At 61.5% G+C, this 23,764-nt stretch carries 22 protein-coding genes and 1 pseudogene; 7 read left to right on the forward strand and 16 right to left on the reverse strand.

The window, feature by feature from the left end; translation table 11 throughout:
- Positions 1 to 86: 86 nt before the first annotated feature.
- Positions 87 to 605, forward strand: a complete 519-nt coding sequence (locus AB4O05_RS08615; protein WP_460131613.1) for an acyloxyacyl hydrolase — start codon at positions 87 to 89, stop codon at positions 603 to 605.
- A 110-nt stretch (positions 606 to 715) separates the two neighbouring features.
- On the opposite strand, the gene AB4O05_RS08620 is transcribed toward AB4O05_RS08615, so the two are convergent.
- From AB4O05_RS08620 to AB4O05_RS08675, 12 genes and pseudogenes are all read right to left on the reverse strand, one after another.
- A complete protein-coding gene (locus tag AB4O05_RS08620) occupies positions 716 to 1,021 on the reverse strand; it encodes a YkgJ family cysteine cluster protein (protein WP_056859129.1) in 306 nt (101 codons plus the stop codon).
- 53 nt (positions 1,022 to 1,074) lie between these two features.
- On the reverse strand, positions 1,075 to 1,563 hold the full coding sequence (locus AB4O05_RS08625) for a DUF2878 domain-containing protein (protein ID WP_460131612.1): 489 nt from the start codon (positions 1,561 to 1,563) through the stop codon (positions 1,075 to 1,077).
- A complete protein-coding gene (locus AB4O05_RS08630; RefSeq protein WP_460131611.1) occupies positions 1,556 to 2,827 on the reverse strand; it encodes a class I SAM-dependent methyltransferase in 1,272 nt (423 codons plus the stop codon). The genes AB4O05_RS08625 and AB4O05_RS08630 overlap by 8 nt, the downstream gene beginning before the upstream one ends.
- The gene (locus AB4O05_RS08635; protein ID WP_460131609.1) at positions 2,814 to 3,623 is read right to left on the reverse strand and encodes a DUF1365 domain-containing protein; all 810 of its coding nucleotides are present in this window, start codon (positions 3,621 to 3,623) and stop codon (positions 2,814 to 2,816) included. Before AB4O05_RS08635 ends, AB4O05_RS08630 begins: the two co-directional genes overlap by 14 nt.
- Positions 3,620 to 4,867, reverse strand: a complete 1,248-nt coding sequence (locus AB4O05_RS08640; protein WP_460131608.1) for an NAD(P)/FAD-dependent oxidoreductase — start codon at positions 4,865 to 4,867, stop codon at positions 3,620 to 3,622. The genes AB4O05_RS08635 and AB4O05_RS08640 overlap by 4 nt, the downstream gene beginning before the upstream one ends.
- Entirely contained in the window at positions 4,864 to 5,646 is a 783-nt protein-coding gene (locus AB4O05_RS08645; protein WP_460131606.1) for an SDR family NAD(P)-dependent oxidoreductase, read from the reverse strand. The genes AB4O05_RS08640 and AB4O05_RS08645 overlap by 4 nt, the downstream gene beginning before the upstream one ends.
- Positions 5,643 to 6,064, reverse strand: a pseudogene (locus tag AB4O05_RS08650) (nuclear transport factor 2 family protein). Before AB4O05_RS08650 ends, AB4O05_RS08645 begins: the two are co-directional and overlap by 4 nt.
- Positions 6,057 to 7,499, reverse strand: coding sequence for a deoxyribodipyrimidine photo-lyase (phrB, locus tag AB4O05_RS08655; protein ID WP_460131603.1), 1,443 nt, complete (start codon positions 7,497 to 7,499; stop codon positions 6,057 to 6,059). Before phrB ends, AB4O05_RS08650 begins: the two are co-directional and overlap by 8 nt.
- The gene (locus AB4O05_RS08660) at positions 7,500 to 8,429 is read right to left on the reverse strand and encodes a MerR family transcriptional regulator (RefSeq protein WP_460131601.1); all 930 of its coding nucleotides are present in this window, start codon (positions 8,427 to 8,429) and stop codon (positions 7,500 to 7,502) included.
- A 15-nt stretch (positions 8,430 to 8,444) separates the two neighbouring features.
- Positions 8,445 to 9,404 (reverse strand): YbgA family protein, encoded by a 960-nt coding sequence (locus AB4O05_RS08665; protein WP_460131600.1) that lies wholly within the window; start codon positions 9,402 to 9,404, stop codon positions 8,445 to 8,447.
- A 113-nt stretch (positions 9,405 to 9,517) separates the two neighbouring features.
- Positions 9,518 to 9,733, reverse strand: coding sequence for a TIGR02450 family Trp-rich protein (locus AB4O05_RS08670; protein WP_460164863.1), 216 nt, complete (start codon positions 9,731 to 9,733; stop codon positions 9,518 to 9,520).
- The gene (locus AB4O05_RS08675) at positions 9,730 to 10,716 is read right to left on the reverse strand and encodes an NAD(P)/FAD-dependent oxidoreductase (RefSeq protein WP_460131598.1); all 987 of its coding nucleotides are present in this window, start codon (positions 10,714 to 10,716) and stop codon (positions 9,730 to 9,732) included. Before AB4O05_RS08675 ends, AB4O05_RS08670 begins: the two co-directional genes overlap by 4 nt.
- A gap of 210 nt (positions 10,717 to 10,926) precedes the next feature.
- On the opposite strand from AB4O05_RS08675, the gene AB4O05_RS08680 reads away from it, so the two are divergent.
- On the forward strand, positions 10,927 to 11,826 hold the full coding sequence (locus AB4O05_RS08680; RefSeq protein WP_460131597.1) for a TIGR01777 family oxidoreductase: 900 nt from the start codon (positions 10,927 to 10,929) through the stop codon (positions 11,824 to 11,826).
- Between the two features lie 14 nt (positions 11,827 to 11,840).
- Positions 11,841 to 12,866 (forward strand): ferrochelatase, encoded by a 1,026-nt coding sequence (gene hemH / locus AB4O05_RS08685; RefSeq protein WP_460131596.1) that lies wholly within the window; start codon positions 11,841 to 11,843, stop codon positions 12,864 to 12,866.
- 65 nt (positions 12,867 to 12,931) lie between these two features.
- Here hemH and AB4O05_RS08690 read toward each other — a convergent pair whose 3' ends face one another.
- Entirely contained in the window at positions 12,932 to 15,028 is a 2,097-nt protein-coding gene (locus AB4O05_RS08690; protein ID WP_460131594.1) for a TonB-dependent siderophore receptor, read from the reverse strand.
- Positions 15,029 to 15,140: 112 nt separating this feature from the next.
- The gene (gene algW, locus AB4O05_RS08695) at positions 15,141 to 16,295 is read right to left on the reverse strand and encodes a Do family serine endopeptidase AlgW (RefSeq protein ID WP_460131593.1); all 1,155 of its coding nucleotides are present in this window, start codon (positions 16,293 to 16,295) and stop codon (positions 15,141 to 15,143) included.
- 102 nt (positions 16,296 to 16,397) lie between these two features.
- Here algW and AB4O05_RS08700 point away from each other — a divergent pair, with 102 nt between their 5' ends.
- From AB4O05_RS08700 to cysN, 4 genes are all read left to right on the forward strand, one after another.
- Positions 16,398 to 17,156 carry a Nif3-like dinuclear metal center hexameric protein gene (locus AB4O05_RS08700; RefSeq protein ID WP_460131591.1) on the forward strand — a complete coding sequence of 253 codons (759 nt, stop codon included), beginning with the start codon at positions 16,398 to 16,400 and terminating at the stop codon, positions 17,154 to 17,156.
- A gap of 169 nt (positions 17,157 to 17,325) precedes the next feature.
- Positions 17,326 to 18,243 carry a sulfate adenylyltransferase subunit CysD gene (gene cysD, locus AB4O05_RS08705; RefSeq protein WP_460131589.1) on the forward strand — a complete coding sequence of 306 codons (918 nt, stop codon included), beginning with the start codon at positions 17,326 to 17,328 and terminating at the stop codon, positions 18,241 to 18,243.
- A gap of 104 nt (positions 18,244 to 18,347) precedes the next feature.
- Positions 18,348 to 18,689 carry a four helix bundle protein gene (locus AB4O05_RS08710; protein WP_460131588.1) on the forward strand — a complete coding sequence of 114 codons (342 nt, stop codon included), beginning with the start codon at positions 18,348 to 18,350 and terminating at the stop codon, positions 18,687 to 18,689.
- Between the two features lie 53 nt (positions 18,690 to 18,742).
- A complete protein-coding gene (cysN, locus tag AB4O05_RS08715; protein ID WP_460131586.1) occupies positions 18,743 to 20,641 on the forward strand; it encodes a sulfate adenylyltransferase subunit CysN in 1,899 nt (632 codons plus the stop codon).
- Positions 20,642 to 20,717: 76 nt separating this feature from the next.
- On the opposite strand, the gene AB4O05_RS08720 is transcribed toward cysN, so the two are convergent.
- Together AB4O05_RS08720 and pta are read right to left on the reverse strand one after the other, a co-directional pair.
- Positions 20,718 to 21,620 carry an acyltransferase gene (locus AB4O05_RS08720; RefSeq protein WP_460131584.1) on the reverse strand — a complete coding sequence of 301 codons (903 nt, stop codon included), beginning with the start codon at positions 21,618 to 21,620 and terminating at the stop codon, positions 20,718 to 20,720.
- On the reverse strand, positions 21,621 to 23,720 hold the full coding sequence (gene pta / locus AB4O05_RS08725; RefSeq protein WP_460131583.1) for a phosphate acetyltransferase: 2,100 nt from the start codon (positions 23,718 to 23,720) through the stop codon (positions 21,621 to 21,623).
- Between the last annotated feature and the right edge of the window lie 44 nt (positions 23,721 to 23,764).

Genomic DNA, 23,764 nt, shown 5'->3' on the forward strand with positions numbered 1-23,764 from the left:
CGCTGAACTTCTGACTGTGCGCCAGCTTCTATAGCGAGATGGCTTGTACAAAACCATACAACTTCGTTTTCAAAGGACTGTTTCTTATGAAGCGCTTGTTCTGTTTGGCCGCGTTTGCGGCCGTAGTGGTGGGACACTCGGTTTCGGCACAGGCCGCTGGCCTGGAATTTGGACTGGGGAGCACCAGCGATTCGACATTGACCTATCGACTGGGTCTGACTTCGGATTGGGATAAAAGCTGGATGCAGAGCGATGTCGGTCGCCTGACCGGCTACTGGAGCGGCGCATATACCTATTGGGAGGGGGATGACCGTGCAGGCGCCAGCAGCCTGTCGTTCTCGCCGGTATTTGTGTATGAGTTCGCCGGGCAGTCGGTCAAACCCTACATCGAAGCCGGGATCGGGGTGGCGGCGTTCTCCCGTACCAGGCTGGAAGACAACAACATTGGCCAAGCTTTTCAGTTCGAAGACCGTCTGGGTTTCGGCCTGCGCTTCACCGGCGGGCATGAGGTGGGCATTCGTGTCATGCACTATTCCAACGCCGGCCTGAGCAGTCATAACGATGGGGTAGAGAGCTACTCGCTGCACTACACCATGCCGTTGTAATTCTCCCCAATACTGCGACCATTGTGGGAGCTGGCTTGCCTGCGATTGCATCACCTGGGTCTCACTGATGCACCAAATGCCTGTATCGCAGGCAAGCCACACACAGATGTTCAGCGATACGCCGTCGCAATCCCCTGGCGCTCTTCCAGGCACTCCGGCGCGCCCATCTCGAATTCCCGGCAAATCAACGGCCGACGCTCATAGATCGTGCACATCATCGTGTCCCGATCCAGCGCCGCGCACCAGCCGTCGTCCAGGCGCAACATCACTTCGCCGCCCCAATCATCCGTGTCGATATAGCGTTCAGGCACGCCGGTGTCGGTGATCAGCATGACTTCCAGCTGGCAGCAGCAGGCCGCGCACGTCGAACAGGTGACGGCGGGCTCGGTAATTTGGGTGTGGGGGATGTTGGTCATGGGCGGCAGCTTCAAGCTTTACGCTGCAAGCTGCAAGTAGAAGCCGACCGGCTTCATCTTCTGCCTGTCGCGGCGCCTGCCAGGCAGGTGAAAACAATCGCCCACAGCACGGCCAGCCCAGCCATTGTTGGCGCGAGGCCGTAGCCGAAGCGCACACCTGCCAATTGGCTTCCCGCGTAATACGACAATGGCCCGCCCACCGCGCCAAGCAGCGCGGCGCGCCACCAGGGCCGGGTACTCCAGGCCAGGCAGTGGCGCAAGGTGGTCGCCAGCAATGCCCACAGCAGCATCAACCAAAAGGGAATCAATGGCCCCGGCTCGCGGAACTGCAAAACCCCCAGTGTTTGCAGCAGTGTGTCAAGCACCGTGCCGGCCAGCGCGACGCTGACGATCAGCCTGCCGTCCGCGGCCCAGGAACTTATCCACCGCAGGTGGACGACCAATACTGCCAACCCTACCAGTAGCCATGGGCTGTCGCCGCCGAGCACACAGGCAAACCACCCGCACTGGAACAGCACGGCATTGGCCAGGGTTTTAAGCACTGAATCGCCCCAGCAGCGGCGGGATGATGGCCGACGGTTTGGCCAGCAACAGTTGCGCGGTGCCGATGCTGCGTTCCATAAAGCCACCCTCGCAGTAGCACAGGTAAAACTCCCACAACCGCAGGAAGTATTCGTCGTAGCCCGATTCGGCGAGGCGGCCTTGGGCGCGGCGGAAGTTCTCGTGCCACAGGCGCAGGGTGCGCGCGTAATGCAGGCCGAAGTCTTCCATGTGCAGCAGGTTCATGTCGGTGTCGCGGCTGACAATCTGCAGCATGTTCTGTACAGAGGGCAGGGCACCGCCGGGGAAGATATAGCGTTGGATAAAGTCGACGTTGTTCCTGGCCTGCTCGAAACGTTGCTCACGAATGGTGATGGCTTGCAGCAGCATTAACCCATCGTGCTTGAGCAGGTGCGCGCATTGCTTGAAGTAGGTGGGCAGGAAACGATGGCCCACCGCTTCGATCATCTCGATCGACACCAGCTTGTCGTATTGCCCGGTGAGGTCGCGGTAGTCCTGCAGTAATAAGGTGACCTGGTCTTCCAGGCCCAGGGCGACGATGCGTTTTTTGGTATAGGCGAACTGTTCCTTGGACAAGGTCGTGGTCGTGACCTTGCAGCCAGAGTATTGCGCCGCATACAGCGCCATGCTGCCCCAGCCGGTGCCGATTTCCAGCAAGTGGTCGGTGGGCTTGAGCACGAGCTTCTGGCAGATGCGTTCCAGTTTGTTCAGTTGCGCCTCTTCCAAGGTGTCGTCGGGGCTCATGAATTGCGCCGCCGAGTACATCATGGTCGGGTCGAGGAATGCTTCGAACAGGTCGTTACCCAGGTCGTAGTGGGCCGCGATGTTTTTCTGCGAGCCCTTGCGCGTGTTGCGGTTGAGCCAGTGCAAACCCTGGGTGAATGGTCGCGCCAGGCGTGCCAGACCCCCTTCCATCGCATCGAGCACGTCCAGGTTGCTGACCATTACGCGCACCACCGCCGTCAGGTCCGGGCTGCTCCAGTAACCGTGGATGAACGCCTCGCCCGCGCCGATGGAACCGTTGGCCGCCACCAGGCCCCATACGGCCGAATCGAGAATCTGGATTTCCCCCAGCAAATGCGCTTCTCGTGCGCCGAAAACCTGGCGTTCGCCGTCCTCGATGATCACCAGTTGCCCATGACGCAGTTGGCTGAGTTGGCGAAGCACGACCTTGCGCAACAGCGCGGTGGTCATGCCGTTAACGTTCAGGCGGTTGGCCTTGCCCGATAAGCTAGAGGGTTTCATGGCGGTGATCCTTGGTATACCCGACTGCGGTACTGGAGCCGCCATCGGCGGCCTGGTGGGAAAATATCGGTGTGCGTTTGAGCAGCAGGCGCGTGGCCTGCCAGTAAATCGCCAGGCAGGTCTTGGCAGTCATCCAGGGGAAGCGCCACAGGTAGCGGTGCAGGCTGGCGCGACTCAGCGCCTCCTTCTGCAGGCTCAGGGTTGCATCAAAGACTTTCAGCTCGCCTTGCCAGTCGGCCATGTGTACGCCGAGCTTGGCGGCGGGCGGGCTGAAGCTCATGCGGTATTCCAGGTCGCGAGGCAAAAACGGCGACACATGAAACCCCTTGGCCACGGCAAAGTGCTGGTGCTCATCCGCACCCAGCGGCTGGGCGGGCAGCACGTAGTGATAGCGTTCGCGCCATGGGGTGTTGGTCACTTCACACAGGATCGCGGCCAGTTGCCCGTCGGCCTCGAAGCAGTAGAAGAAACTCACCGGATTAAAAGCCAGGCCCCAACTGCGGGCCTGGGTCAGTAGGCAGATAACGCCCTGGGGTGTATGCCCCAGTGCCTTGCCGACTTCCTGGCGCACGGCATCGCTCAAGCGCATGCCGTGGCGCGTCAATTCTCGCAGGTAGTCCTGCTGGCGAAAGCCGAAGGGGGCCAGGCGGCTGTGCCCGGCCAAGGGCGACAGCCCCAGCACGGCCTCTTCTTCGCTCAAATCCAGGTACAGCAGGCCGATGCGGTAGCGAAAGGCATGGGCCTTGGGCGCAAACCGGCGATGGGCGATCCAGCCGCTGTACAGGGCGCTGTTCACAGGGTTTCCCCAAAGGCCTGGGCCACGCGCAGTGCGCTGACCACGCCGTCTTCGTGAAAGCCGTTGGCCCAGTAGGCACCGCAGTAAAAGGTGTGGCGGGTACCGGCTAATTCTTCCCAGCGGTTTTGCGCGGCCACCGCCGCCAGGCTGTATTGCGGGTGGGCATAGGTGTAGCGCGCGAGGATCTTCAGCGGGTTGATCATCGGCGTCTGGTTGAGGCTGACGCAAAAGGTGGTGGCGCTGTTGATGCCCTGCAGGATGTTCATGTCATAGGTGACCGCTGCCTGAGTCTGGGTGCTGCCGGTCAGCCGGTAGTTCCAACTGGCCCAGGCCAGTTTGCGCTCGGGCAACAGACGGGTGTCGGTGTGCAGGACCACGTCGTTGTCGGCGTAGGGCAGGGCGCCGAGGATCTCCTGTTCGGCCTGGCTCGGGTCGCCGAGCAGCGCCAGGGCCTGATCGCTGTGGCAGGCGAACACCACTTTGTCGAAACTTTCAGTGCCGGCGGCGCTGTGGATAATCACGCCCTCGGCATCACGCTCGACCAGATGCACCGGGCAGTTGAGGCGAATCTGCTCGCGAAAGCCGCGGGTCAGCGGTTCGATATAGCAGTTGGAGCCGCCCTCGATCACGCACCACTGCGGACGGTTGTTCACCGAGAGCAAGCCATGGTTCTTGAAGAAGCGCACAAAGAACTGCAACGGAAAGCCGAGCATATCGGCCAGGGACATCGACCAGATCGCCGCGCCCATCGGCACGATGTAATGCCGCACGAAGCGCTCGCCATAGCCACCGGCGGTGAGGTAGTCACCCAGGGTCATCTCGGCGCTGATGCGTTGCGCTTGCAGGTCCAGCGGCGCCTCGCGGTTGAAGCGCAGAATGTCGCGCAACATGCCCCAGAAGCCCGGCGACAGAATGTTGCGACGCTGGGCGAACAGGCTGTTGAGGGTGTTGCCGTTGTACTCGAACCCTGCGTGTTCATCGCACACCGAAAAGCTCATTTCGGTGGGTTTGAAGCGCACCCCGATCTGCCCCAGCAGGCGTATGAAGTTGGGGTAGGTCCAGTCGTTGAACACGATAAAGCCAGTGTCCACTGCGTAGCGCTTGTCTTCGACGCTGACATTGACCGTGTGGGTGTGCCCGCCGATGCGGTCGCCCGCTTCGAACAGTGTGATGTCGTGCTGGCGGCTGAGCAGGTAGGCGCTGGTCAGCCCGGCGATGCCGCTGCCGATAATGGCGATCTTCACAGGTCGTCCTTTTTCGGTGGCGGGCTGCGCAGCATGCGTTTGCCGATGATCAATTGCGCACGGTTGGGCAGCTTGGACAGCGGCCAGAGGGTGGCAATGAACAGAGCCGGGAAGGCGATCTCCAGCGGGCGTTTTTCCAGTTTGGCGAAGATGTGCCGAGCGGCTTTGTCGGCCGGCCAACTCAGGGGCATGGGGAAGTCGTTGCGTTCGGTCAGTGGTGTGTCGACAAACCCCGGGCTGATCACCGTGACGTCGATATTTTCTGACGACAGGCTGATACGCAGCGACTCGAACAGGTAGCGCAGGCCTGCCTTGGACGCACCGTAGGCTTCGGCGCGTGGCATCGGCAGGTAGGTCACGGCGCTGGCCACGCCCACCAGGTGGGGAGTACGTCCGGCGCGCAACAATGGCAGGGCGGCCTCGATACAGTAGCTGCTGGCGAGCAGATTGGTGCGCACCACGTGCTCGATGATCGACGCATCGAACTGCCGCGCGTCCACATATTCACAGGTGCCGGCATTGAGGATCACAGTGTCCAGCGAGCCCCAGGTTGCGCCGATCTGTTCGCCGATCTCGCGCACCGTCTGGCTGTTGGTCAGGTCGCCGGCCACCACCAGCACTTGGCCAGGATAGCGTTGGGCGAGTGCATCCAGCGGTGCTCGAGTGCGGGAGCTCAACGCCACATGGGCGCCACTGGCGAGCAATTCCACGGCCAAGGCGGCACCGATGCCACTGCTCGCGCCGGTCAGCCAATAACGGCGGGGCGTCACTGTGTTCATCCCATATTCCTTTTCAGCCAATGGATAACTCGACCGAGGACCGGCACGTGTTCGTAAAGCAGGGCGCCTGCATCGAAATAATCGCGGTGGCGGTACACCTTGTCCCGCCACATCAAGTGCGAGCAGCCCTCCACCCGAATGACTTGGCCGTTGGCCAGGCGCGGGTGGCAAAACTCATTTTCCAGCGCAGGTAGCCTTCGCCTTCGGCGACCTGATCGAAACCGTGGAAGTCGAAACGCAGTTGGCTGACATTGCTGTACAACGCCTCGAAGTAGCTGTGCAGCGCGGTCAGGCCCTGGACCTCGTGCAATGGGTCGGTGAAGGCGATGTCTTTGCTGTACAGGCTGTCGAGCAGGCGCAGGTTGTGCTTGTCCAGCGTGGCAAAGGTGTGGGCGAAGCGGCGCAGGAAGTCACTCATGCTCGGTTGCCTCCTGGCGAGAAGGCAGGCGGCGGAAGGCGGCCAATGCGCGCTCGCGGGATTGTTTCAGGTCGACGATGGCGCGCGGATAATCCGCCACGCCAAACAGGCCGCCGACGACTTGGGGGTTGTGCACGTCCTTTTTATTCAGCGCGGCCAGTTCCGGCAGCCAGTGCTTGATAAACACGCCTTCGCTGTCGAATTTTTCCGATTGGCTCAAGGGGCTGAAAATCCGGAAGTACGGCGCCGCGTCGGTACCGGTGGACGAACTCCACTGCCAGCCGCCGTTGTTGGCCGCCAGGTCGCCGTCGATCAGGTGGCGCATAAAGAAGCGCTCGCCCTCACGCCAGTCGATCAGCAGGTTCTTGGTCAGGAACATCGCCACTACCATGCGCAGACGGTTGTGCATCCAGCCGGTGTCCAACAGTTGGCGCATCGCCGCGTCGATGATCGGCAGGCCAGTACGCGCTTGCTGCCAGGCGGCCAGGTCCTCTGGCGCATTGCGCCAGGCCACGGCTTCGGTCTCGGGGCGGAATGCGCGGTGGCGGGATACGCGTGGGTAGCCCACCAGGATGTGCTTGTAGAACTCGCGCCACAGCAGCTCGTTGATCCAGATGATGGTGCCGGTGTCGCCGCTTTCGAACTCGCCCTGATTGCTTTGCAGCGCGGCGTGCAGGCACTGGCGCGGCGAAATCACTCCGGCGGCGAGGTACGCCGAGAGCTGGCTGGTGCCAGGCTTGGCGGGGAAGTCGCGTTCGTCTTTGTAGTTGCTGATCTGCTGGTCGGCGAAGGTGTCGAGGCGGCGCCGAGCTTCGTCTTCGCCGGCCGGCCACAGGGCGCGCAAGGTGTCGCGGGGTGGCTCGAAACCCTCGACGGTTTGCGGCACCGGATCGCTGTTGAAGGCGAGCTTTGCCTGGGCCTTTGGGGTGGCGACCAGGCGCGGCACCGCGCTGTGCAGGCGCGTGTAGCAGACTTTGCGGAACTGGCTGAACACCTGGAAATAGGTGCCGGTTTTGGTCAGCACACTGCCTGGTCGGAAAAGCAGTTGGTCCAGGTAGCAGTGGAAGGTCACGCCGCAGGCTTGCAATGCCTCAGCCACCGCCGCATCGCGACGGCTTTCGTGGATGCCGTATTCCTCGTTGACGTGCAGCGACGTCACCGACAGTTCGCGGCACAGTTGGCTGAGTACGGTGGGCGCCTGGTCCCAGGTCGCAGCGGTACGGATCAGCAGGGGAATGTTCAGCTCGCCCAGTGTGTGGCTCAGGGTCCGCAGGTTGCGCAGCCAGAAATCCACTTTGCACGGTGCATCGTCGTGGGCCAGCCATTGCCCGGGCGTGATCAGGTACACGGCGGCAACCGGGCCGCGCTGGCATGCGGCGGCCAGGGCGGTGTTGTCGTGAAGGCGCAGGTCGGTGCGCAACCAGATCAAATGCATTTACAGGAGTCCACGCTGGATCAGTAGCTGGTGGGCCGATAACGGGTCTTCGGCGACGAACAATTCAGGGGTGTCATGGGCGAGTAGGCTTAACTCGGCCTGGTGGATGCACACGGTTGGCCCGACGATCAACTTGGCGCAGTTCACGCCGCCCAGCACTTTGCTCAGCGTCGGCAGGTTCAGGGCTTTGCTCGAATACAGCAGCACGGCGCGTGGCTGCAGGTGTTCGACTGCCAGGGTCAGTTCGCCGGCGGGCAGTGGCCAGTCGAACACTTCCACCGGGCAATCGGCGCTGCTGGCCAACCAGGCGCTGAGCCACAGGTGCGGCTCCATGGGCAGGTCCGAATGGTTGATCAACAGCAACGGTGCACCGTGGACCTGGCGGTTGTTGTGGTAGATGCGCGCACCGAATTTGCTGCGCAGCCAGGACAGGAAAAATACCCGCTCCATCTGGGCGGCGAACTGGCCTTGCCAGCGCTGCTCCAGTTCACTGATCAACGGCAGCAGCAGTTGCTCGCACAAGGTGCGCGGCGGGTACAGCGCCATGGCTCGGTTGAAGGCATCGTCGACTCGGCGCTCGGCCAGTTCGCTGATGGCGTGCACCAGGGTCAGGCGCAGGGTGTGCCATTCATTTTCGACCGTGTCGGGAACGGCCTGGGCGGAATCGATCAGGTGTTTCACCTGGCTGACCGGCACGCCGCGATTGAGCCAGGTGAGGATGGTGTGGATGCGTTGCACATGGTCGGCGCTGAACAGGCGGTGGCCCTTGGGCGTGCGCTGGGGCACGATCAGGCCATAGCGGCGTTCCCAGGCGCGCAGGGTGACGGCGTTGACGCCAGTCTGGCGCGCCACTTCGCGGATCGGCAGCCAGCCATCTTCGAGAGCTTGGGTGATGTCTTCGTCGGCGTCGTCTTGCAGGGCTGCTTTCATGAGGCTTTTCATGGGCTAAATTGCATTGCGCAGGCTGAGTTTTTCCGGGTGCGGCTGCAGGTACGCCTGCTGTGCTATGTAGCGATCCGGGTGCTGGCGAAAGTGATGTTTGAGCAGGGTGAGCGGCACCACCAGCGGCACGATGCCCTGATGGTACTGGCCGATCACCGTCTGCATTTCCTGCTTGTCGTCGGCGCTGATGACTTGCTTGAGATAACCACTGATGTGTTGCAGCACGTTGGTGTGGGTGCCGCGGGTGGCGCATTTTTTAAGACCGGACATCAGGTCACTGAAATAGCAGGTGGCCAACTCATCAAGGTTGTCGCCCTTGTCCATGCTGCCCAGCAAGTAGCCGAGACTTTTGTAATGCGCCGGGCTGTGGGCCATCAGCAGGTATTTGTAGCGCGAGTGAAAGGCCAGCAGGCGAGCGCGCGTCAGGCCCTCGGCCAGCAGCTGTTGCCAACTGGCGTAGACGAATACGCGGGCCAGGAAATTTTCTCGCAGCACCGGGTCGTTCAACCGGCCATCTTCTTCGACAGGCAGGTTGGGCTGCTGCGCGCAGAATGCCTGGGCGTAGATGCCGCTCCCGCCGCCGTCCACCGGAGTGCCGTTTTCGCGGTAGACCTTGACGCGCTCCAGGCCGCAGGACGGCGACTTTTGCATGAAGATGTAGCCGCACAGGTCGGTGTGTTCCAGGGCCATCTGCTGGCCGTAGTCGTCCAGCGGCCGGGTCACGTTGAGTTGGCGGTTGACGGTGCCCACGGCCTGAGGTTGGGCGGGGTCGCCCACCAGGCGGATCGGTTCGCGTGGGATGCCCAGGCCGATGGCGACTTCGGGGCACAGCGGCACAAAGTCGAAATAGTCGCTGAGGGTCTGGCTGCACAACTGGGATTGTTTATGCCCACCGTTGAAGCGCACGTTCTCGCCCAGTAGGCAGGCGCTGATGGCGATCTTCGGTTTTGCGGTGCTGGACATGGCCAAACCTCTGCAAGATTCCTGTACAAGCTTTATTTGCTGTACAACTAAATCTCATCATAGGCTTGATCTTGTACAAGTCAAACACTTTGTACAAGTATTTGCTGGCGCCACTATTTCCAGCCAATTGTCCACGCTTGCGTGTCTTGCAGGGCCTGCCACGGCAGGCGTTCGCCTCGTCGGGTCATGACGGCTTGCAGCTCGACTTCCAGCACAGTGCCGTCCTCGTCACAAAACAGTTCGGTGACCAGGAAATGTTTTTCCTTGTTGCGGGGGCGTGCTGCTGTCCACTTCGACAGCAGCAATTTAGCGGGGTTGATGCGGTTCATCGCAGATGCTCGATCAAGCGCCGCGCGGCTTCCTGGCCGCTGAGCCAGGCGCCCTCCACGCGGCCGGACAGGCACCAGTCACCACACACGTAGAGGCCCAGGTCGGCATCGGCCAGCACGCCGAACTCATGGGCGCTGGACGGTCGTGCGTAGAGCCAGCGGTGCGCGAGGCTGAAGGACGGTGCGGGCATGGCGCTGTGCAGCAATTCGGCAAAGGCTCCATGCAGATGTTCGATCACGGCCTCCTTGGACAGGTCCAGGTGCGCCTTGCTCCAGGCGCTGCTGGCGTGCAGTACCCAAGTGTCGAGGGTGGTGTCGCGCTCGGGTTTGCTGCGGTTGCGCGCCAGCCAGTCGAGGGGGCTGTCTTGCACGAAGCAGCCTTCCATCGGCGTATCCAGCGGCGTGTCGAACGCCAGGGCGACGGCCCAGGTCGGGTCCATCTTCACGCCGGCGGCCGCGCTTGCCAGCTTGGGCGCGGCGGCGAGCAGGGGGGTGGCCTGGGGCGCGGGGGTGGCGATGATCACATGGCTGAACGGGCCGTGCCCGCCGCCGTCGGCATCCAGCAGGTTCCAATGCTGCGTGCCTTGGAATACTTCAGTGATGCGGCAGCCAAACTCCACCGGCAAGTCATCCAGCAGGGCGCGGGTGATCGCGCTCATGCGCGGTGTACCGACCCAGCGGATCTGTTCATCGGGGGAAGGGGTGAATCGACCGGATTTGAAGTGGTAAAGCTGCGGTTGCCACTGGGCGACAACACCTTGCGCCTGCCAGCGCTGGACTTCGTTGACGAAGCGACGGTCGCGGGCGGTGAAATACTGGGCGCCCATATCCAATGCGCCGGCGTCGCTGCGCTTGCTGGACATGCGACCACCGCTGCCGCGGCTTTTATCGAAGAGTTGTACGAGATGCCCGGCGTCTTTCAGCGCTCGGGCGGCGGAGAGTCCGGCGATACCGGTACCTATAATCGCGATGGGTAAAGTCATGGTGGGCCTCATTTACCGTTGCGTACAGGCTACGCCGACACCAATAGCTGTACAATATTGTTTTTTGGTATAAGTTTTGGCGTACCTGATCGTTGTGGGTGACCTATGGTTAAGCTAAGGCTAAACCAACGTTATGTCCGATTAATAAATTGATCCCTGCTTATAAAATAGACCAGTGATCGGCGGCGAACGTTACATGAGGAGCGTCCCATGCATATTTTGCTGACCGGCGGTACCGGCTTGATCGGTCGCCAACTCTGCCAGCACTGGCTGGCCCAGGGTCATCGCCTGACCGTGTGGAGCCGCCATCCTGAAGCGGTCGCTTCGTTGTGCGGCGCCCAGGTGCTGGGCGTGGCTCGTTTGGAAGAGGTGACCGGCGTGGTCGACGCGGTGGTCAACCTGGCAGGCGCGCCGATCGCCGACCGTCCGTGGACGCAAAAACGCAAGACGCTGTTGTGGAGCAGCCGTATCGGCCTTACCGAAACCTTGCTGGCCTGGTTGGAAGGCCAGGAGCAAAAACCGGCGGTGTTGATCTCGGGTTCGGCGGTGGGCTGGTACGGCGACGGCGGTGAACGCGAGTTGACCGAGGCCAGTGGCCCGGTGGTGGACGACTTCCCCAGCCAACTGTGCATCGCCTGGGAAGAAACCGCCCAACGCGCCGAAGCCTTGGGTATCCGCGTGGTGCTGGTGCGTACCGGGCTGGTGCTGGCGGCCGAGGGCGGCTTTTTGTCGCGGCTGTTGCTGCCATTCAAGCTGGCGCTGGGCGGGCCGATCGGTAATGGTCGGCAGTGGATGCCATGGGTGCATATCAAGGATCAAATCGCCCTGATTGATTTTCTTCTGCACAAGCCTGACGCCAGCGGTCCTTATAATGCGTGCGCGCCGCACCCGGTGCGTAACCGCGAGTTTGCCAAGACCCTGGGCCAGGTGCTGCACCGCCCTGCGTTCATGCCGATGCCGGCCTTTGCGCTGAAGGTGGGGTTGGGCGAGTTGTCGGGGTTGTTGCTGGGCGGGCAGAAGGCGGTACCCGAACGGTTGCTGGCCGACGGTTTCACCTTTCAGTTCACTGAGTTGCGTGCGGCTTTGGACGACTTGTCCAGCCGCCTCTAGAGATAGGATGTTGCATGACGGATCACGCGTTGTTACTGGTCAACCTGGGTTCACCGGCGTCCACTTCGGTGGCCGATGTGCGCAGCTACCTCAATCAGTTTTTGATGGACCCTTATGTGATCGACCTGCCGTGGCCGGTACGGCGCCTGCTGGTGTCGCTGATCCTGATCAAGCGTCCCGAGCAGTCGGCCCATGCCTACGCCTCGATCTGGTGGGACGAAGGCTCGCCGCTGGTAGTGCTCAGCCGTCGCCTGCAACAGCAGATGACCGCGCAGTGGACCCAGGGGCCGGTGGAGTTGGCGATGCGTTACGGCGAGCCTTCCCTGGAAACGACGCTCACCCGCCTGGCCGCCCAGGGTATTCAGAACGTGACCCTGGCGCCGTTGTACCCGCAGTTTGCCGACAGCACCGTGACCACCGTGATTGAAGAAGCGTGGCGCGTGGTGCGCCACAAGAAACTCAACATGAAACTCTCGATCCTGCAGCCGTTCTACGATCAGCCCGAATACCTGGACGCCTTGGCGGCGAGTGCGCGGCCGTATGTCGAGCAGCCGTACGATCACTTGTTGCTGAGTTTTCACGGTTTGCCCGAGCGGCACCTGACCAAACTCGATCCGACCGGCGCACATTGTTTCAAGAATGCTGACTGCTGCAAAAACGCTTCCCCCGAAGTGCTTGCCACCTGCTACCGCGCGCAATGCTTCAGCGTTGCCCGGGATTTCGCCGAGCGCCTGGGCTTGCCGGAGGGTAAATGGTCGGTGGCGTTCCAGTCGCGCCTGGGCCGTGCGAAGTGGATCGAACCCTACACCGAAGCGCGCCTGGAGGCGCTGGCCCGGCAAGGCGTGAAAAAGCTGCTGGTGATGTGCCCGGCGTTTGTCGCCGATTGCATCGAGACCCTGGAAGAGATCGGTGATCGCGGCCGCGAGCAGTTCCGTGAAGCGGGGGGCGAGGAGTTGGTGCTGGTGCCGTGCTTGAATGATGACCCGCAGTGGGCCGCTGCACTCAATACCTTGTGCGAACGAGCGCCAGTGGCGCTATGACTCGAGCCGAGTGAAGATCCAACTGTGGAAGCGGGCAAGCCCGCTCCCACACTGGTTTTAACGCATTACAAATTGAGGGTCAGGCTCACCGTGAAGTTACGCGGTTCACCAGGGTTGACCCAGTAGTTGCTGTACGAGCGCTCGTAGTACTTCTCATCAAACAGGTTGTTGAGGTTGAGGCCCACGGTGACGTTTTCAGTGGCTTTGTAATGGGCCAGCAGGTCGACGGTGTGGTAGGCGGGCAGTTCAAAGCTGCCGCCGGCTTCACCTGAGCGGTCGCCCACATAGGTGAACGCCGCGCCCAGGTCTGAACCGCGCAATGCGCCATCCTGGAACTCATACACGCCCAACAGACTGCCGCTGCGCTTGGCCACGCCGAGAATGCGGCTGCCGGCAGGTATGGCCTTGTCGCCCTTGGTCACTTCGGCATCGATGTAGGCCAAGGCGCCGATCACCCGCACCGCGTCGGTCACTTGCCCGGTCAGTTGCAGGTCGACACCCTGGCTGCGGGCCTTGCCCATCGCCCGGTTGGTGTTGGTGGCCGGGTCCAGAGCCAGCACGTTTTCCTTTTCGATATGGAACGCGGCGAGGGTGGCACTGAGACGATCGTCGAACAGTTCGCTCTTGATCCCTACCTCATAACCCACGCCTTCTTCGGGCTTGAAGGTTTGGCCCGTGGCGTCCAGGCCGCTGTTGGGCTTGAACGAGGTGGAAGCGTTGGCGAATACGCCGACTTCGGGTGTGAGCTGGTAGAGCAGGCCGGCGCGTTGGGTAAGGGCGTCGTGGGTTTGCCGGCTGGGTGGTGCGTTACGGTTGAAGTCGTCGACGGTTTGTTCGAAATGTTCGAAGCGTGCGCCGACCATGCCGCGCAGGTGGTCGGTGAAGATGATCTGGTCTTGCAGATTCAGCGCGTGGCTTTTGGTCTGCTCGAAGAAATCGGTGCCTGAGGGTATGCCATTAGGTTTGGGCTGGCCGTAGACCGGGTTGTAGAGGTCGATGGCGTAAGGGCTGCCGGGGATGGTGGTGACACGCTCTTTCTTGCGGTAGTCCTCATATTCGGTGCCCACCAGGAGTTCGTGCTGCCAGCTGCCAATGTCGAAGAGGCCGCGCAGTTCCAGCTGGGTGATGCTGTCGTGCCAACCCGTGGAGCGTTCGCGGTAGCGACGGTTGAGGGTGTGGCCATCGGCATTCAGTGCGCGGTTTTCCGAAGCGTCACCCCATAGGCTGCCTTGTTTGTAATGGCTGGCCAGGCGCAGTGTCCAGGCGTCGTTGAGGTGGTGTTCGAGGGCTACTTGGAGGCGGTTGTTGTGGTTGTCGATGTCGCCGTCGTTGGGCTCGCCGAGGAAGGTGGAGCGTGACACGCCGGGGGCGTCGACGATGCCGCGATCGAAGGTCGAGCTGTGGCGCACGAATTCGCTTTCCACCAACAGGCTGGTGTCCGGGCTCAGCTGCCAGCTGAACGAGGGCGCGACAAACACCCGTTTGCTCTGGACGTGATCGCGGAAGCTGTTGTTGTCTTCCACCGCCAGGTTGACCCGCGACAGTACGCTGCCCTCGCTGTCCAGTGGCGTGTTGACGTCGAGGGCGGTGCGATAGCGGTCCCAGCTGCCGGCGCTGGTTTGCAGAGTGGTGAAGGCTTCAGGCTGAGGCTTTTTGGTGACGATATTCACTGTGCCGCCTGGGTCGCCACGCCCATACAGACTGGCCGCCGGGCCCTTGAGCACTTCGATGCGCTCGATGTTGGCCGTGTCCGGCGTGCTCGGGTAGCCACGGTTGGCGCTGAAGCCGTCCTGATAGAACTCCGAGGTGGTGAACCCGCGCACGCTGTATTCGTAGAGGGTCAGGCCGCCGAAATTGTTTTGCTTGGACACGCCGCCGGCAAATTCCAGCGCGCGTTCCACACTGGTGCTGCCCAGGTCCTTGAGCACTGTGGCGGGAATGACGCTGATGGATTGTGGGATGTCGCGCAGGGCCGTGTCGGTTTTTGTCGCGCTGGCCGAGCGGGTCGCGCGGTAGCCTGTGACCGGGCCGGTGGCCGATTCATAAGCCTCGCTGGTGACGCTTATGGTGTCCAGTTCCAGGGTGTTTTCTTCGGCAAAGGCGGGGTCGAGCAGCAAACCCAAGGCCAGACCAGCCAATGGGGCAATTCTTCGAGACGGCATGATAGAGCGTTCCAAAAACCATATTGAAACAATATAACATGACCAATGAGAATGAGTTGCTTTGAAATGTTAATTTACAAGTGCCCGCAAGCAGGCACCCGAGCGAGGTGGTTTATTCCTCTTCCTTCACCGGAGCGGGCGGTGGACGCAGGCCGATTTCCGCCGACAGTTTGATCTCCTTGCCGTTGCGCATCACCAGGATCGCCACCTTGTCGGTGGGCTTGATCCGCGCCACCTGGTTCATCGACTTGCGGCCATCGCCGGCCGGTTCGCCATTGATGCTGAGGATCACGTCCCCCAGTTGCAGGCCGGCTTTCTGCGCCGGGCCGTCGCGGAAGATCCCGGCGACTACGATACCTGGGCGCCCGGTCAGGCCAAACGATTCGGCCAGCTCTTTGGTCAACGGCTGCACTTCAATGCCCAGCCAGCCGCGAATCACCTGACCGTGCTCAATGATCGATTTCATCACCTCCATCGCCAGCTTCACCGGAATCGCAAAACCGATACCCTGTGAGCCGCCCGACTTGGAGAAAATCGCCGTGTTGATGCCGGTCAGGTTGCCGTTGGCATCCACCAGTGCGCCACCGGAGTTGCCCGGGTTGATCGCTGCATCGGTCTGGATAAAGTCTTCGTAGCTGTTAAGGCCCAATTGGTTACGCCCGGTGGCGCTGATGATGCCCATGGTCACGGTCTGGCCCACCCCGAACGGGTTGCCGATGGCCAGCGCCACGTCCCCCACTCGCAGGCCATCGGAGCGGCCGAGGGTGATGGAGGGCAGGTTCTTCAAGTCGATCTTCAGCACCGCCAGGTCGGTTTCGGGATCGCTGCCGACTACGCGCGCCAGGGTTTCACGCCCGTCACGCAGGGCCACCACAATCTGGTCGGCGCCGGTGGTCACGTGGTTATTGGTGAGGATGTAGCCTTCGGGGCTCATGATCACCCCGGAACCCAGGCTGGATTCCATGCGACGCTGCTTGGGCCCGTTGTCACCGAAATAGCGGCGAAATTGCGGGTCTTCAAACAGCGGATGCGCCGGCTTGTTAATGACCTTGGTGGTGTACAGGTTGACCACAGCCGGGGCGGCAATGACCACCGCGTCGGCGTAAGTCACCGGGCCTTGCACCACCGCGCTGGTCTGCGGTGCCTGTTGCAGGTTTACGTCAAGGCTCGGTAAGCCCACCCACTGGGGGAAACGCTGAATAATCAGCATCGCGATCAGCACGCCAGCCAGCAATGGCCATCCAAAAAAACGCAGTGCCTTGAGCATCAAGTACATCCTGACAGGTTGCAGGGGGCGGGAGAGCGCCCATAATGTCGCGCATTATACGAGGCTGTGAGCGCCTCTGAACGGGATATTTAGGAGTCTTTTATGGCCGTCCCCCTGAGCACCCTCGTCGAGGAAGCGGACCGTTACCTCGGCAGCGCAAAAATTGCCGATTATTGCCCCAATGGCCTGCAAGTCGAAGGCCGCCCGCAGGTAACGCGCATCGTCAGCGGCGTGACCGCAAGCCAAGCCCTGCTGGACGCCGCCGTCCAAGCCCAGGCCGATCTGATCCTGGTGCACCACGGTTATTTCTGGAAAGGTGAAAACCCCTGCATCACCGGCATGAAGCAGCGCCGCCTGAAAACCTTGCTCAAGCACGACATCAGCCTGCTGGCCTACCACTTGCCCCTGGACCTGCACCCCGACGTCGGCAACAACGTGCAACTGGCTCGTCAGTTGGAGATCACCGTCGAAGGCCCGCTGGACCCGGACAACCTCAAGGTCGTCGGCCTCGTGGGCTCGCTCGCCGAGCCATTGTCGCCGCGCGATTTCGCCCGCCGCGTGCAGGACGTCATGGGCCGCGAACCGCTGCTGATCGAAGGCAGCGCGATGATCCGCCGTGTCGGCTGGTGCACCGGCGGTGGCCAAGGTTATATCGACGACGCGATTGCCGCCGGCGTCGACCTGTTCCTCAGCGGTGAAGCCTCCGAGCAGACCTTCCACAGTGCCCGCGAAAACGACATCAGCTTTATCGCCGCCGGCCATCACGCCACCGAACGCTACGGCGTGCAGGCACTGGGCGATTACCTGGCGCGACGTTTCGCCCTGGAACATCTGTTCATCGATTGCCCCAACCCGATCTAAGCCTGATGGCAGGGCAAAATGCGTGTGCGGGTAAGCCCAAACCCCGAGGTATATTCATATACCGTTTCGATCTATTCGGCTCCCTGAATAGAAGAAGATGCTGTGCTAGCATGCCTCGCTCGAACACGGCCCGCTGGCCGTCCATAAGATCGTTTTTCCGTGAGTAGCCATGGTCGACAAACTGACGCATCTGAAACAGCTGGAGGCGGAAAGCATCCACATCATCCGCGAGGTCGCCGCCGAGTTCGACAACCCGGTGATGCTCTACTCGATCGGTAAAGACTCCGCCGTGATGCTGCATCTGGCGCGCAAGGCCTTCTTCCCAGGCAAATTGCCGTTCCCGGTGATGCACGTCGACACTCGCTGGAAATTCCAGGAGATGTACAGGTTCCGCGACCGCATGGTTGAAGAACTGGGCCTGGACCTGATCACCCACGTCAACCCGGACGGCGTGGCGCAGGGTATCAACCCGTTCACCCACGGCAGCGCCAAGCACACCGACATCATGAAGACCGAAGGCCTCAAGCAGGCGCTGGACAAGCATGGTTTCGACGCAGCATTCGGCGGTGCCCGTCGCGATGAAGAGAAATCCCGCGCCAAGGAGCGCGTGTACTCGTTCCGTGACAGCAAGCACCGCTGGGACCCCAAGAACCAGCGTCCCGAGCTGTGGAATGTGTACAACGGCAACGTCAACAAGGGCGAGTCGATCCGCGTGTTCCCGCTGTCGAACTGGACCGAGCTGGACATCTGGCAGTACATCTACCTGGAAGGCATCCCGATCGTGCCGCTGTACTTCGCCGCCGAGCGCGACGTGATCGAGAAGAACGGCACGTTGATCATGATCGACGACGAGCGCATCCTCGAGCACCTGTCCGACGAAGACAAAGCCCGCATCGTCAAAAAGAAAGTACGTTTCCGTACCCTTGGCTGCTACCCGTTGACGGGCGCCGTGGAGTCCGAAGCCGAGACGCTGACGGACATCATTCAGGAAATGCTCCTGACGCGAACTTCCGAGCGCCAGGGCCGTGTCATCGACCACGATGGTGCAGGCTCGATGGAAGATAAAAAACGGCAGGGGTATTTCTAAGCTTCGAGTTACAAGCGGCAAGCTGCAAGTTAAGGGCGGTATGCGTAATTTTGTAGCTTGGTGCTTGCAGCCGGTTGTTGCGAGCCGCGATTGAGTGACTCGTAATGGATTTCGAGAAGTTGGTTGTTTGGCAGAGAAGCAAGTGTTTAGCGGTGGGAATCTATCGAGAGTTTGCGCAGTGCCGGGATCTGGGTTTCAAGGATCAGATTACCCGCTCAGCGCTTTCGGTGCCCTCCAACATTGCTGAAGGCATGGAGCGTTGCAGTGCCAGAGAAAAGATCCGTTTTCTTTGGATTGCCAAGGCCTCTTGTGGAGAGCTACGAACACAGATTCTCATCGGCAGCGACATTGCTTACATCGCCCAACCGCTGGCTGACAACTGGATCGCAGAAACTCGCGAGCTCTCAAAAATGCTCTGCGGCTTGATCAACAAAATTTCTGACTAGCTGTACGCCGACAAGCTTGCCGCTTGCAGCTTACAGCTCGGAGCTTGAACACAATGAGCCATCAATCTGATTTGATCAGCGAGGACATCCTCGCCTACCTGGGCCAGCACGAGCGCAAAGAGATGTTGCGCTTCCTGACCTGCGGCAACGTCGACGACGGCAAGAGCACCCTGATCGGGCGCCTGCTGCACGACTCCAAGATGATCTACGAGGATCACCTGGAAGCCATCACCCGCGATTCGAAGAAGTCCGGCACCACGGGTGACGACATCGACCTGGCCCTGCTGGTCGATGGCCTGCAGGCCGAGCGTGAGCAGGGCATCACCATCGATGTTGCCTACCGCTACTTCTCTACCGCCAAGCGCAAATTCATTATCGCCGACACCCCCGGCCATGAGCAGTACACCCGCAACATGGCCACCGGTGCGTCGACCTGTGACCTGGCGATTATCCTGATCGATGCCCGCTACGGTGTGCAGACCCAGACCCGTCGCCACAGCTTCATCGCCTCGTTGCTGGGCATCAAGCACATCGTGGTGGCCGTCAACAAGATGGACATCAATGGGTTTGACCAAAGCGTATTCGAGTCGATCAAGGCCGATTACCTGAAGTTCGCCGACGGTATCGCGTTCAAGCCGAGCACCCTGGCCTTCGTGCCGATGTCGGCGCTCAAGGGCGATAACGTGGTGAACAAGAGCGAGCATTCGCCTTGGTACACCGGTCAGTCGCTGATGGAGATCCTCGAGACCGTCGAGATCGCCAACGACCGCAACTACACCGACCTGCGTTTTCCGGTGCAGTACGTCAACCGTCCTAACCTGAACTTCCGTGGTTTTGCCGGCACCCTGGCCAGCGGCATCGTGCACAAGGGCGACGAAGTCGTGGTGCTGCCGTCGGGCAAGAGCAGCCGCGTCAAGTCCATCGTCACGTTCGACGGTGAACTGGAACACGCCGGCCCAGGCCAGGCCGTGACCCTGACCATGGAAGACGAGATCGACATCTCCCGTGGCGACCTGCTGGTGCATGCCGACAACGTGCCACAAGTGACCGACGCCTTCGACGCCATGCTGGTGTGGATGGCCGAAGAGCCGATGCTGCCGGGCAAGAAATACGACATCAAGCGCGCCACCAGCTATGTGCCGGGGTCCATCACCAGCATCGTGCACCGCGTGGACGTGAATACCCTGGCCGAAGGCCCGGCGAGTGCGCTGCAGTTGAACGAGATCGGCCGGGTCAAGGTCAGCCTCGATGCGGCCATCGCCTTGGACGGTTACGACAGCAACCGCACCACCGGCGCGTTTATCGTTATCGACCGTTTGACCAACGGCACCGTGGCCGCCGGCATGATCATCGCACCGCCGGTCACCCACGGCAGCGCGGCGCAGCACGGCAAGTTGGCCCATGTCGCCACCGAGGAGCGTGCTCTGCGTTTCGGCCAGCAGCCAGCCACCGTGCTGTTCAGCGGCCTGTCCGGCGCCGGCAAGAGCACCTTGGCCTACGCGGTTGAGCGCAAGCTGTTCGATATGGGGCGTGCCGTGTTCGTATTGGACGGCCAGAACCTGCGTCATGACCTGAACAAAGGTCTGCCACAGGACCGCGCCGGGCGTACCGAAAACTGGCGTCGCGCCGCTCACGTGGCGCGCCAGTTCAACGAAGCCGGCCTGCTGACACTGGCCGCGTTTGTCGCTCCGGATGCCGAAGGCCGCGAACAGGCCAAGGCACTGATTGGCAGCGACCGTCTGCTGACGGTGTACTTGCAGGCTTCGCCGCTGGTATGTGCCGAGCGTGATCCGCAGGGCCTGTACGCTGCCGGTGGGGATAACATCCCCGGCGAGTCGTTCCCATACGACGTGCCATTGAATGCCGACCTGGTAATCGACACCCAGGCCCTGTCGCTGGAAGACAGCGTCAAGCAAGTGCTGGAGCTGTTGCGGGTCAGCGGCAAGCTTTAATAAAAGCTACAAGATGAAAGCCCGCCACTGATCACTCGGTGGCGGGCTTTTTTGTGGGATTTTGAAAACAACTCGGTCAAATGTGGCTGCCTGGGTATTGCGTGTGCAGCTTGTCCAGCAAAGCATCCTTGTCTTCCCACAACCGGTTGATCCAGCCCTGGAACGCCAACCGATAAGCCCCATCCTGCTCATAATTCTTGCCAATGAACTCAGCCGGGATCTGCACTTCTTCAAACTGCACCACCACGTCCTGCACTTTGCCGCAGAGCAAATCCCAGTAACCCGGCCGGCCGGCGGGGTAGTGGATGGTCACATTGACCAGTGACTTCAACTGCTCGCCCATGGCATCCAGCACAAACGCAATCCCGCCGGCCTTGGGCTTGAGCAGGTAACGGAACGGCGAGTTCTGCTGCGCATGCTTGCCTGGGGTAAAACGCGTGCCTTCGGCAAAGTTGAAAATCCCCACCGGATTGTCACGAAACTTCGCACAGGTCTTGCGGGTGGTTTCCAGATCTTTGCCTTTCTTCTCCGGGTGTTTTTCCAGGTAGGCCTTGGTGTAGCGCTTCATGAACGGAAAGCCCAGTGCCCACCACGCCAGGCCAATCACCGGCACCCAGATCAGCTCCTGCTTGAGGAAGAACTTCAGCGGGCGAATGCGTCGGTTGAGTACGTATTGCAGCACCATGATGTCGACCCAGCTCTGGTGGTTGCTGGTCACCAGGTACGAGTGCTCGTAGTCCAGGCCCTCAAGGCCTTTGAGGTGCCAGCGCGTGTGTTGCACCAGGTTCATCCAGCCCTTGTTGTTGGTAACCCAGGCTTCGTGTGTGTGGTTCATCAGCCATTCGCTGAAGCGCTTGGCGAACGGCAACGCCTTGAACAGCGCAACGATAAACAGGAACGAGCACAGCAGGATCGTGTTCAGGGCCAACAGCAGCGAAGCGATCACCCCGCGCACGGTGGCAGGCAGAAAATCCAGCATTTAGATATCCATAGGTCGGTTGGCGGCTTGGATCGCAGTCAGCGCGATGGTGTACACAATGTCGTCTACCTGGGCGCCACGCGGCAGGTCGTTGACCGGCTTGCGCAGGCCCTGGAGCATCGGCCCCAGGCTCACGCAGTCGGCGCTGCGTTGCACGGCCTTATGGGTGGTGTTGCCGGTGTTCAGGTCCGGGAACACAAATACCGTGGCCTTGCCGGCAACCTGGCTGTTGGGCGCCAGTTGTCGAGCTACGTTTTCGTTGGCGGCGGCGTCGTATTGCAGCGGGCCGTCGATCAGCAGCGAGCTTTGTTGCTCGTGGGCGAGCAGGGTGGCTTCGCGTACTTTCTCCACTTCCTCGCCGCTGGCCGAGTCGCCGCTGGAATAGCTGATCATCGCCACCCGCGGGGTGATGCCGAATGCCGCCGCCGAGTCGGCGCTTTGCAGGGCAATCTCAGCCAGTTCGGCAGCGCTCGGGTGCGGGTTCATCACGCAGTCGCCGTATACCAGCACCTGCTCGGGGAACAGCATGAAGAATACCGATGACACCAACGTGCAGCCTGGCGCGGTTTTAATCAACTGCAAGGCGGGGCGGATGGTGTTGGCGGTGGAGTGGATCACCCCGGAGACCAGGCCGTCGACTTCATCCAGTGCGAGCATCATGGTGGCGATCACCACGGTGTCTTCCAGTTGCTGCTCGGCCATGGGGGCGTTGAGGCTCTTGCTCTTGCGCAATGCAACCATGGGTTCGACATAACGTTGGCGGATCAGGTCCGGGTCGAGAATCTCCAGGCCTTCGGGCAATTCGATGCCCTGGGCGCGAGCGACCGCTGCCACATCCGCCGGTTTGGCCAGCAATACACAGCGGGCAATGCCGCGCGCCTGGCAGATGGCGGCGGCCTGCACGGTCAGCGGCTCGCTGCCTTCGGGCAGCACGATGCGTTTGTTGGCGGCCTGGGCGCGCTGGATCAACTGGTAGCGGAACACCGCCGGCGACAGGCGCATCTCCCGTGGCGTGCCGCAGCGTTGGTGCAGCCAGCGCGCATCGAGATGGCTGGCGACAAAATCGGTAATGATCTCGGCACGCTCGCGGTCATCGATGGGGATTTCCTTGTTCAGGTTGTTGAGCAGGTTGGCGGTCTCGTAGGAGCCGGTGCTCACCGACAGCACCGGCAGCCCGGCCTGGAAGGCGCCACGGCACAACTCCATGATGCGCGGGTCGGGCAGGGTGTCGCTGGTCAGCAGCAGGCCGGCCAGGGGCACACCGTTGATCGCGGCCAGGCTGACGGCGAGGATGATGTCGTCGCGGTCGCCGGGGGTCACCACCAGCACGCCGGGCTTGAGCAGCTCCACGGTGTTACGCATGGTGCGGGCGCAAATGATGATCTTGGTCATGCGCCGGGTTTCGTAATCGCCGGCGTTGAGGATCTGCGCACCCATCAGGTCGGCGACGTCGCGGGTTCGCGGCGCGTTGAGTTCCGGCTGGTAAGGGATGCAGCCGAGCAGGCGGAAATCACCGCTGCGCAGCAGGGGCGAATGTTCTTTAAGGCGCGCGGAGAAGGCTTCCATGCTTTCGTCGGTGCGCACCTTGTTGAGGATTACGCCGAGTACCTTCGGGTCTTTCGGGCCGCCGAACAGTTGGGCCTGCAATTCCACGCGGCCGGAGAGCTCGGTGAGCACTTCGTTTTCCGGGGCCGAGACCAGGATCACTTCCGCATCCAGGCTCTTGGCCAAGTGCAGGTTGACCCGGGCTGCGTAGCTGGCGCTGCGGGTCGGCACCATGCCTTCGACGATCAGCACGTCCTTGCCCACGGCGGCCTGCTGATACAGCGTGATGATCTCTTCGAGCAACTCGTCAAGCTGGCCGTCGCCCAACATGCGCTCTACGTGGGCCAGGCCGAGGGGCTGTGGTGGTTTCAGGCCGTGGGTGCGCGCGATCAGTTCGGTAGAGCGCTCGGGGCCGGTATCGCCAGGGTGTGGCTGGGCAATTGGCTTGAAGAAGCCGACTTTCAGCCCGGCCCGCTCAAGGGTGCGCACCAGCCCAAGGCTGATGGAGGTCAGGCCCACACCAAAATCGGTGGGCGCGATAAAAAAAGTCTGCATGCGAATTCTCTGGAGGTGCATGGCTTCGGTGGCGCTCTATGGCT

Source organism: Pseudomonas sp. S1_G07 (genome assembly GCF_054668565.1).

Excerpts from the sequence above, each read along its gene's own strand:
- AB4O05_RS08615 (WP_460131613.1), top strand. The coding sequence starts at position 87 with ATGAAGCGCTTGTTCTGTTTGGCCGCGTTTGCGGCCGTAGTGGTGGGA.
- AB4O05_RS08620 (WP_056859129.1), bottom strand. The coding sequence starts at position 1,021 with ATGACCAACATCCCCCACACCCAAATTACCGAGCCCGCCGTCACCTGT.
- AB4O05_RS08630 (WP_460131611.1), bottom strand. The coding sequence starts at position 2,827 with ATGAAACCCTCTAGCTTATCGGGCAAGGCCAACCGCCTGAACGTTAAC.
- AB4O05_RS08645 (WP_460131606.1), bottom strand. The coding sequence starts at position 5,646 with ATGAACACAGTGACGCCCCGCCGTTATTGGCTGACCGGCGCGAGCAGT.
- phrB (WP_460131603.1), bottom strand. The coding sequence starts at position 7,499 with ATGCATTTGATCTGGTTGCGCACCGACCTGCGCCTTCACGACAACACC.
- AB4O05_RS08660 (WP_460131601.1), bottom strand. The coding sequence starts at position 8,429 with ATGAAAGCAGCCCTGCAAGACGACGCCGACGAAGACATCACCCAAGCT.
- AB4O05_RS08665 (WP_460131600.1), bottom strand. The coding sequence starts at position 9,404 with ATGTCCAGCACCGCAAAACCGAAGATCGCCATCAGCGCCTGCCTACTG.
- AB4O05_RS08670 (WP_460164863.1), bottom strand. The coding sequence starts at position 9,733 with ATGAACCGCATCAACCCCGCTAAATTGCTGCTGTCGAAGTGGACAGCA.
- AB4O05_RS08675 (WP_460131598.1), bottom strand. The coding sequence starts at position 10,716 with ATGACTTTACCCATCGCGATTATAGGTACCGGTATCGCCGGACTCTCC.
- AB4O05_RS08680 (WP_460131597.1), top strand. The coding sequence starts at position 10,927 with ATGCATATTTTGCTGACCGGCGGTACCGGCTTGATCGGTCGCCAACTC.
- hemH (WP_460131596.1), top strand. The coding sequence starts at position 11,841 with ATGACGGATCACGCGTTGTTACTGGTCAACCTGGGTTCACCGGCGTCC.
- AB4O05_RS08690 (WP_460131594.1), bottom strand. The coding sequence starts at position 15,028 with ATGCCGTCTCGAAGAATTGCCCCATTGGCTGGTCTGGCCTTGGGTTTG.
- algW (WP_460131593.1), bottom strand. The coding sequence starts at position 16,295 with ATGCTCAAGGCACTGCGTTTTTTTGGATGGCCATTGCTGGCTGGCGTG.
- AB4O05_RS08700 (WP_460131591.1), top strand. The coding sequence starts at position 16,398 with ATGGCCGTCCCCCTGAGCACCCTCGTCGAGGAAGCGGACCGTTACCTC.
- cysD (WP_460131589.1), top strand. The coding sequence starts at position 17,326 with ATGGTCGACAAACTGACGCATCTGAAACAGCTGGAGGCGGAAAGCATC.
- AB4O05_RS08710 (WP_460131588.1), top strand. The coding sequence starts at position 18,348 with ATGGATTTCGAGAAGTTGGTTGTTTGGCAGAGAAGCAAGTGTTTAGCG.
- cysN (WP_460131586.1), top strand. The coding sequence starts at position 18,743 with ATGAGCCATCAATCTGATTTGATCAGCGAGGACATCCTCGCCTACCTG.
- AB4O05_RS08720 (WP_460131584.1), bottom strand. The coding sequence starts at position 21,620 with ATGCTGGATTTTCTGCCTGCCACCGTGCGCGGGGTGATCGCTTCGCTG.
- pta (WP_460131583.1), bottom strand. The coding sequence starts at position 23,720 with ATGCAGACTTTTTTTATCGCGCCCACCGATTTTGGTGTGGGCCTGACC.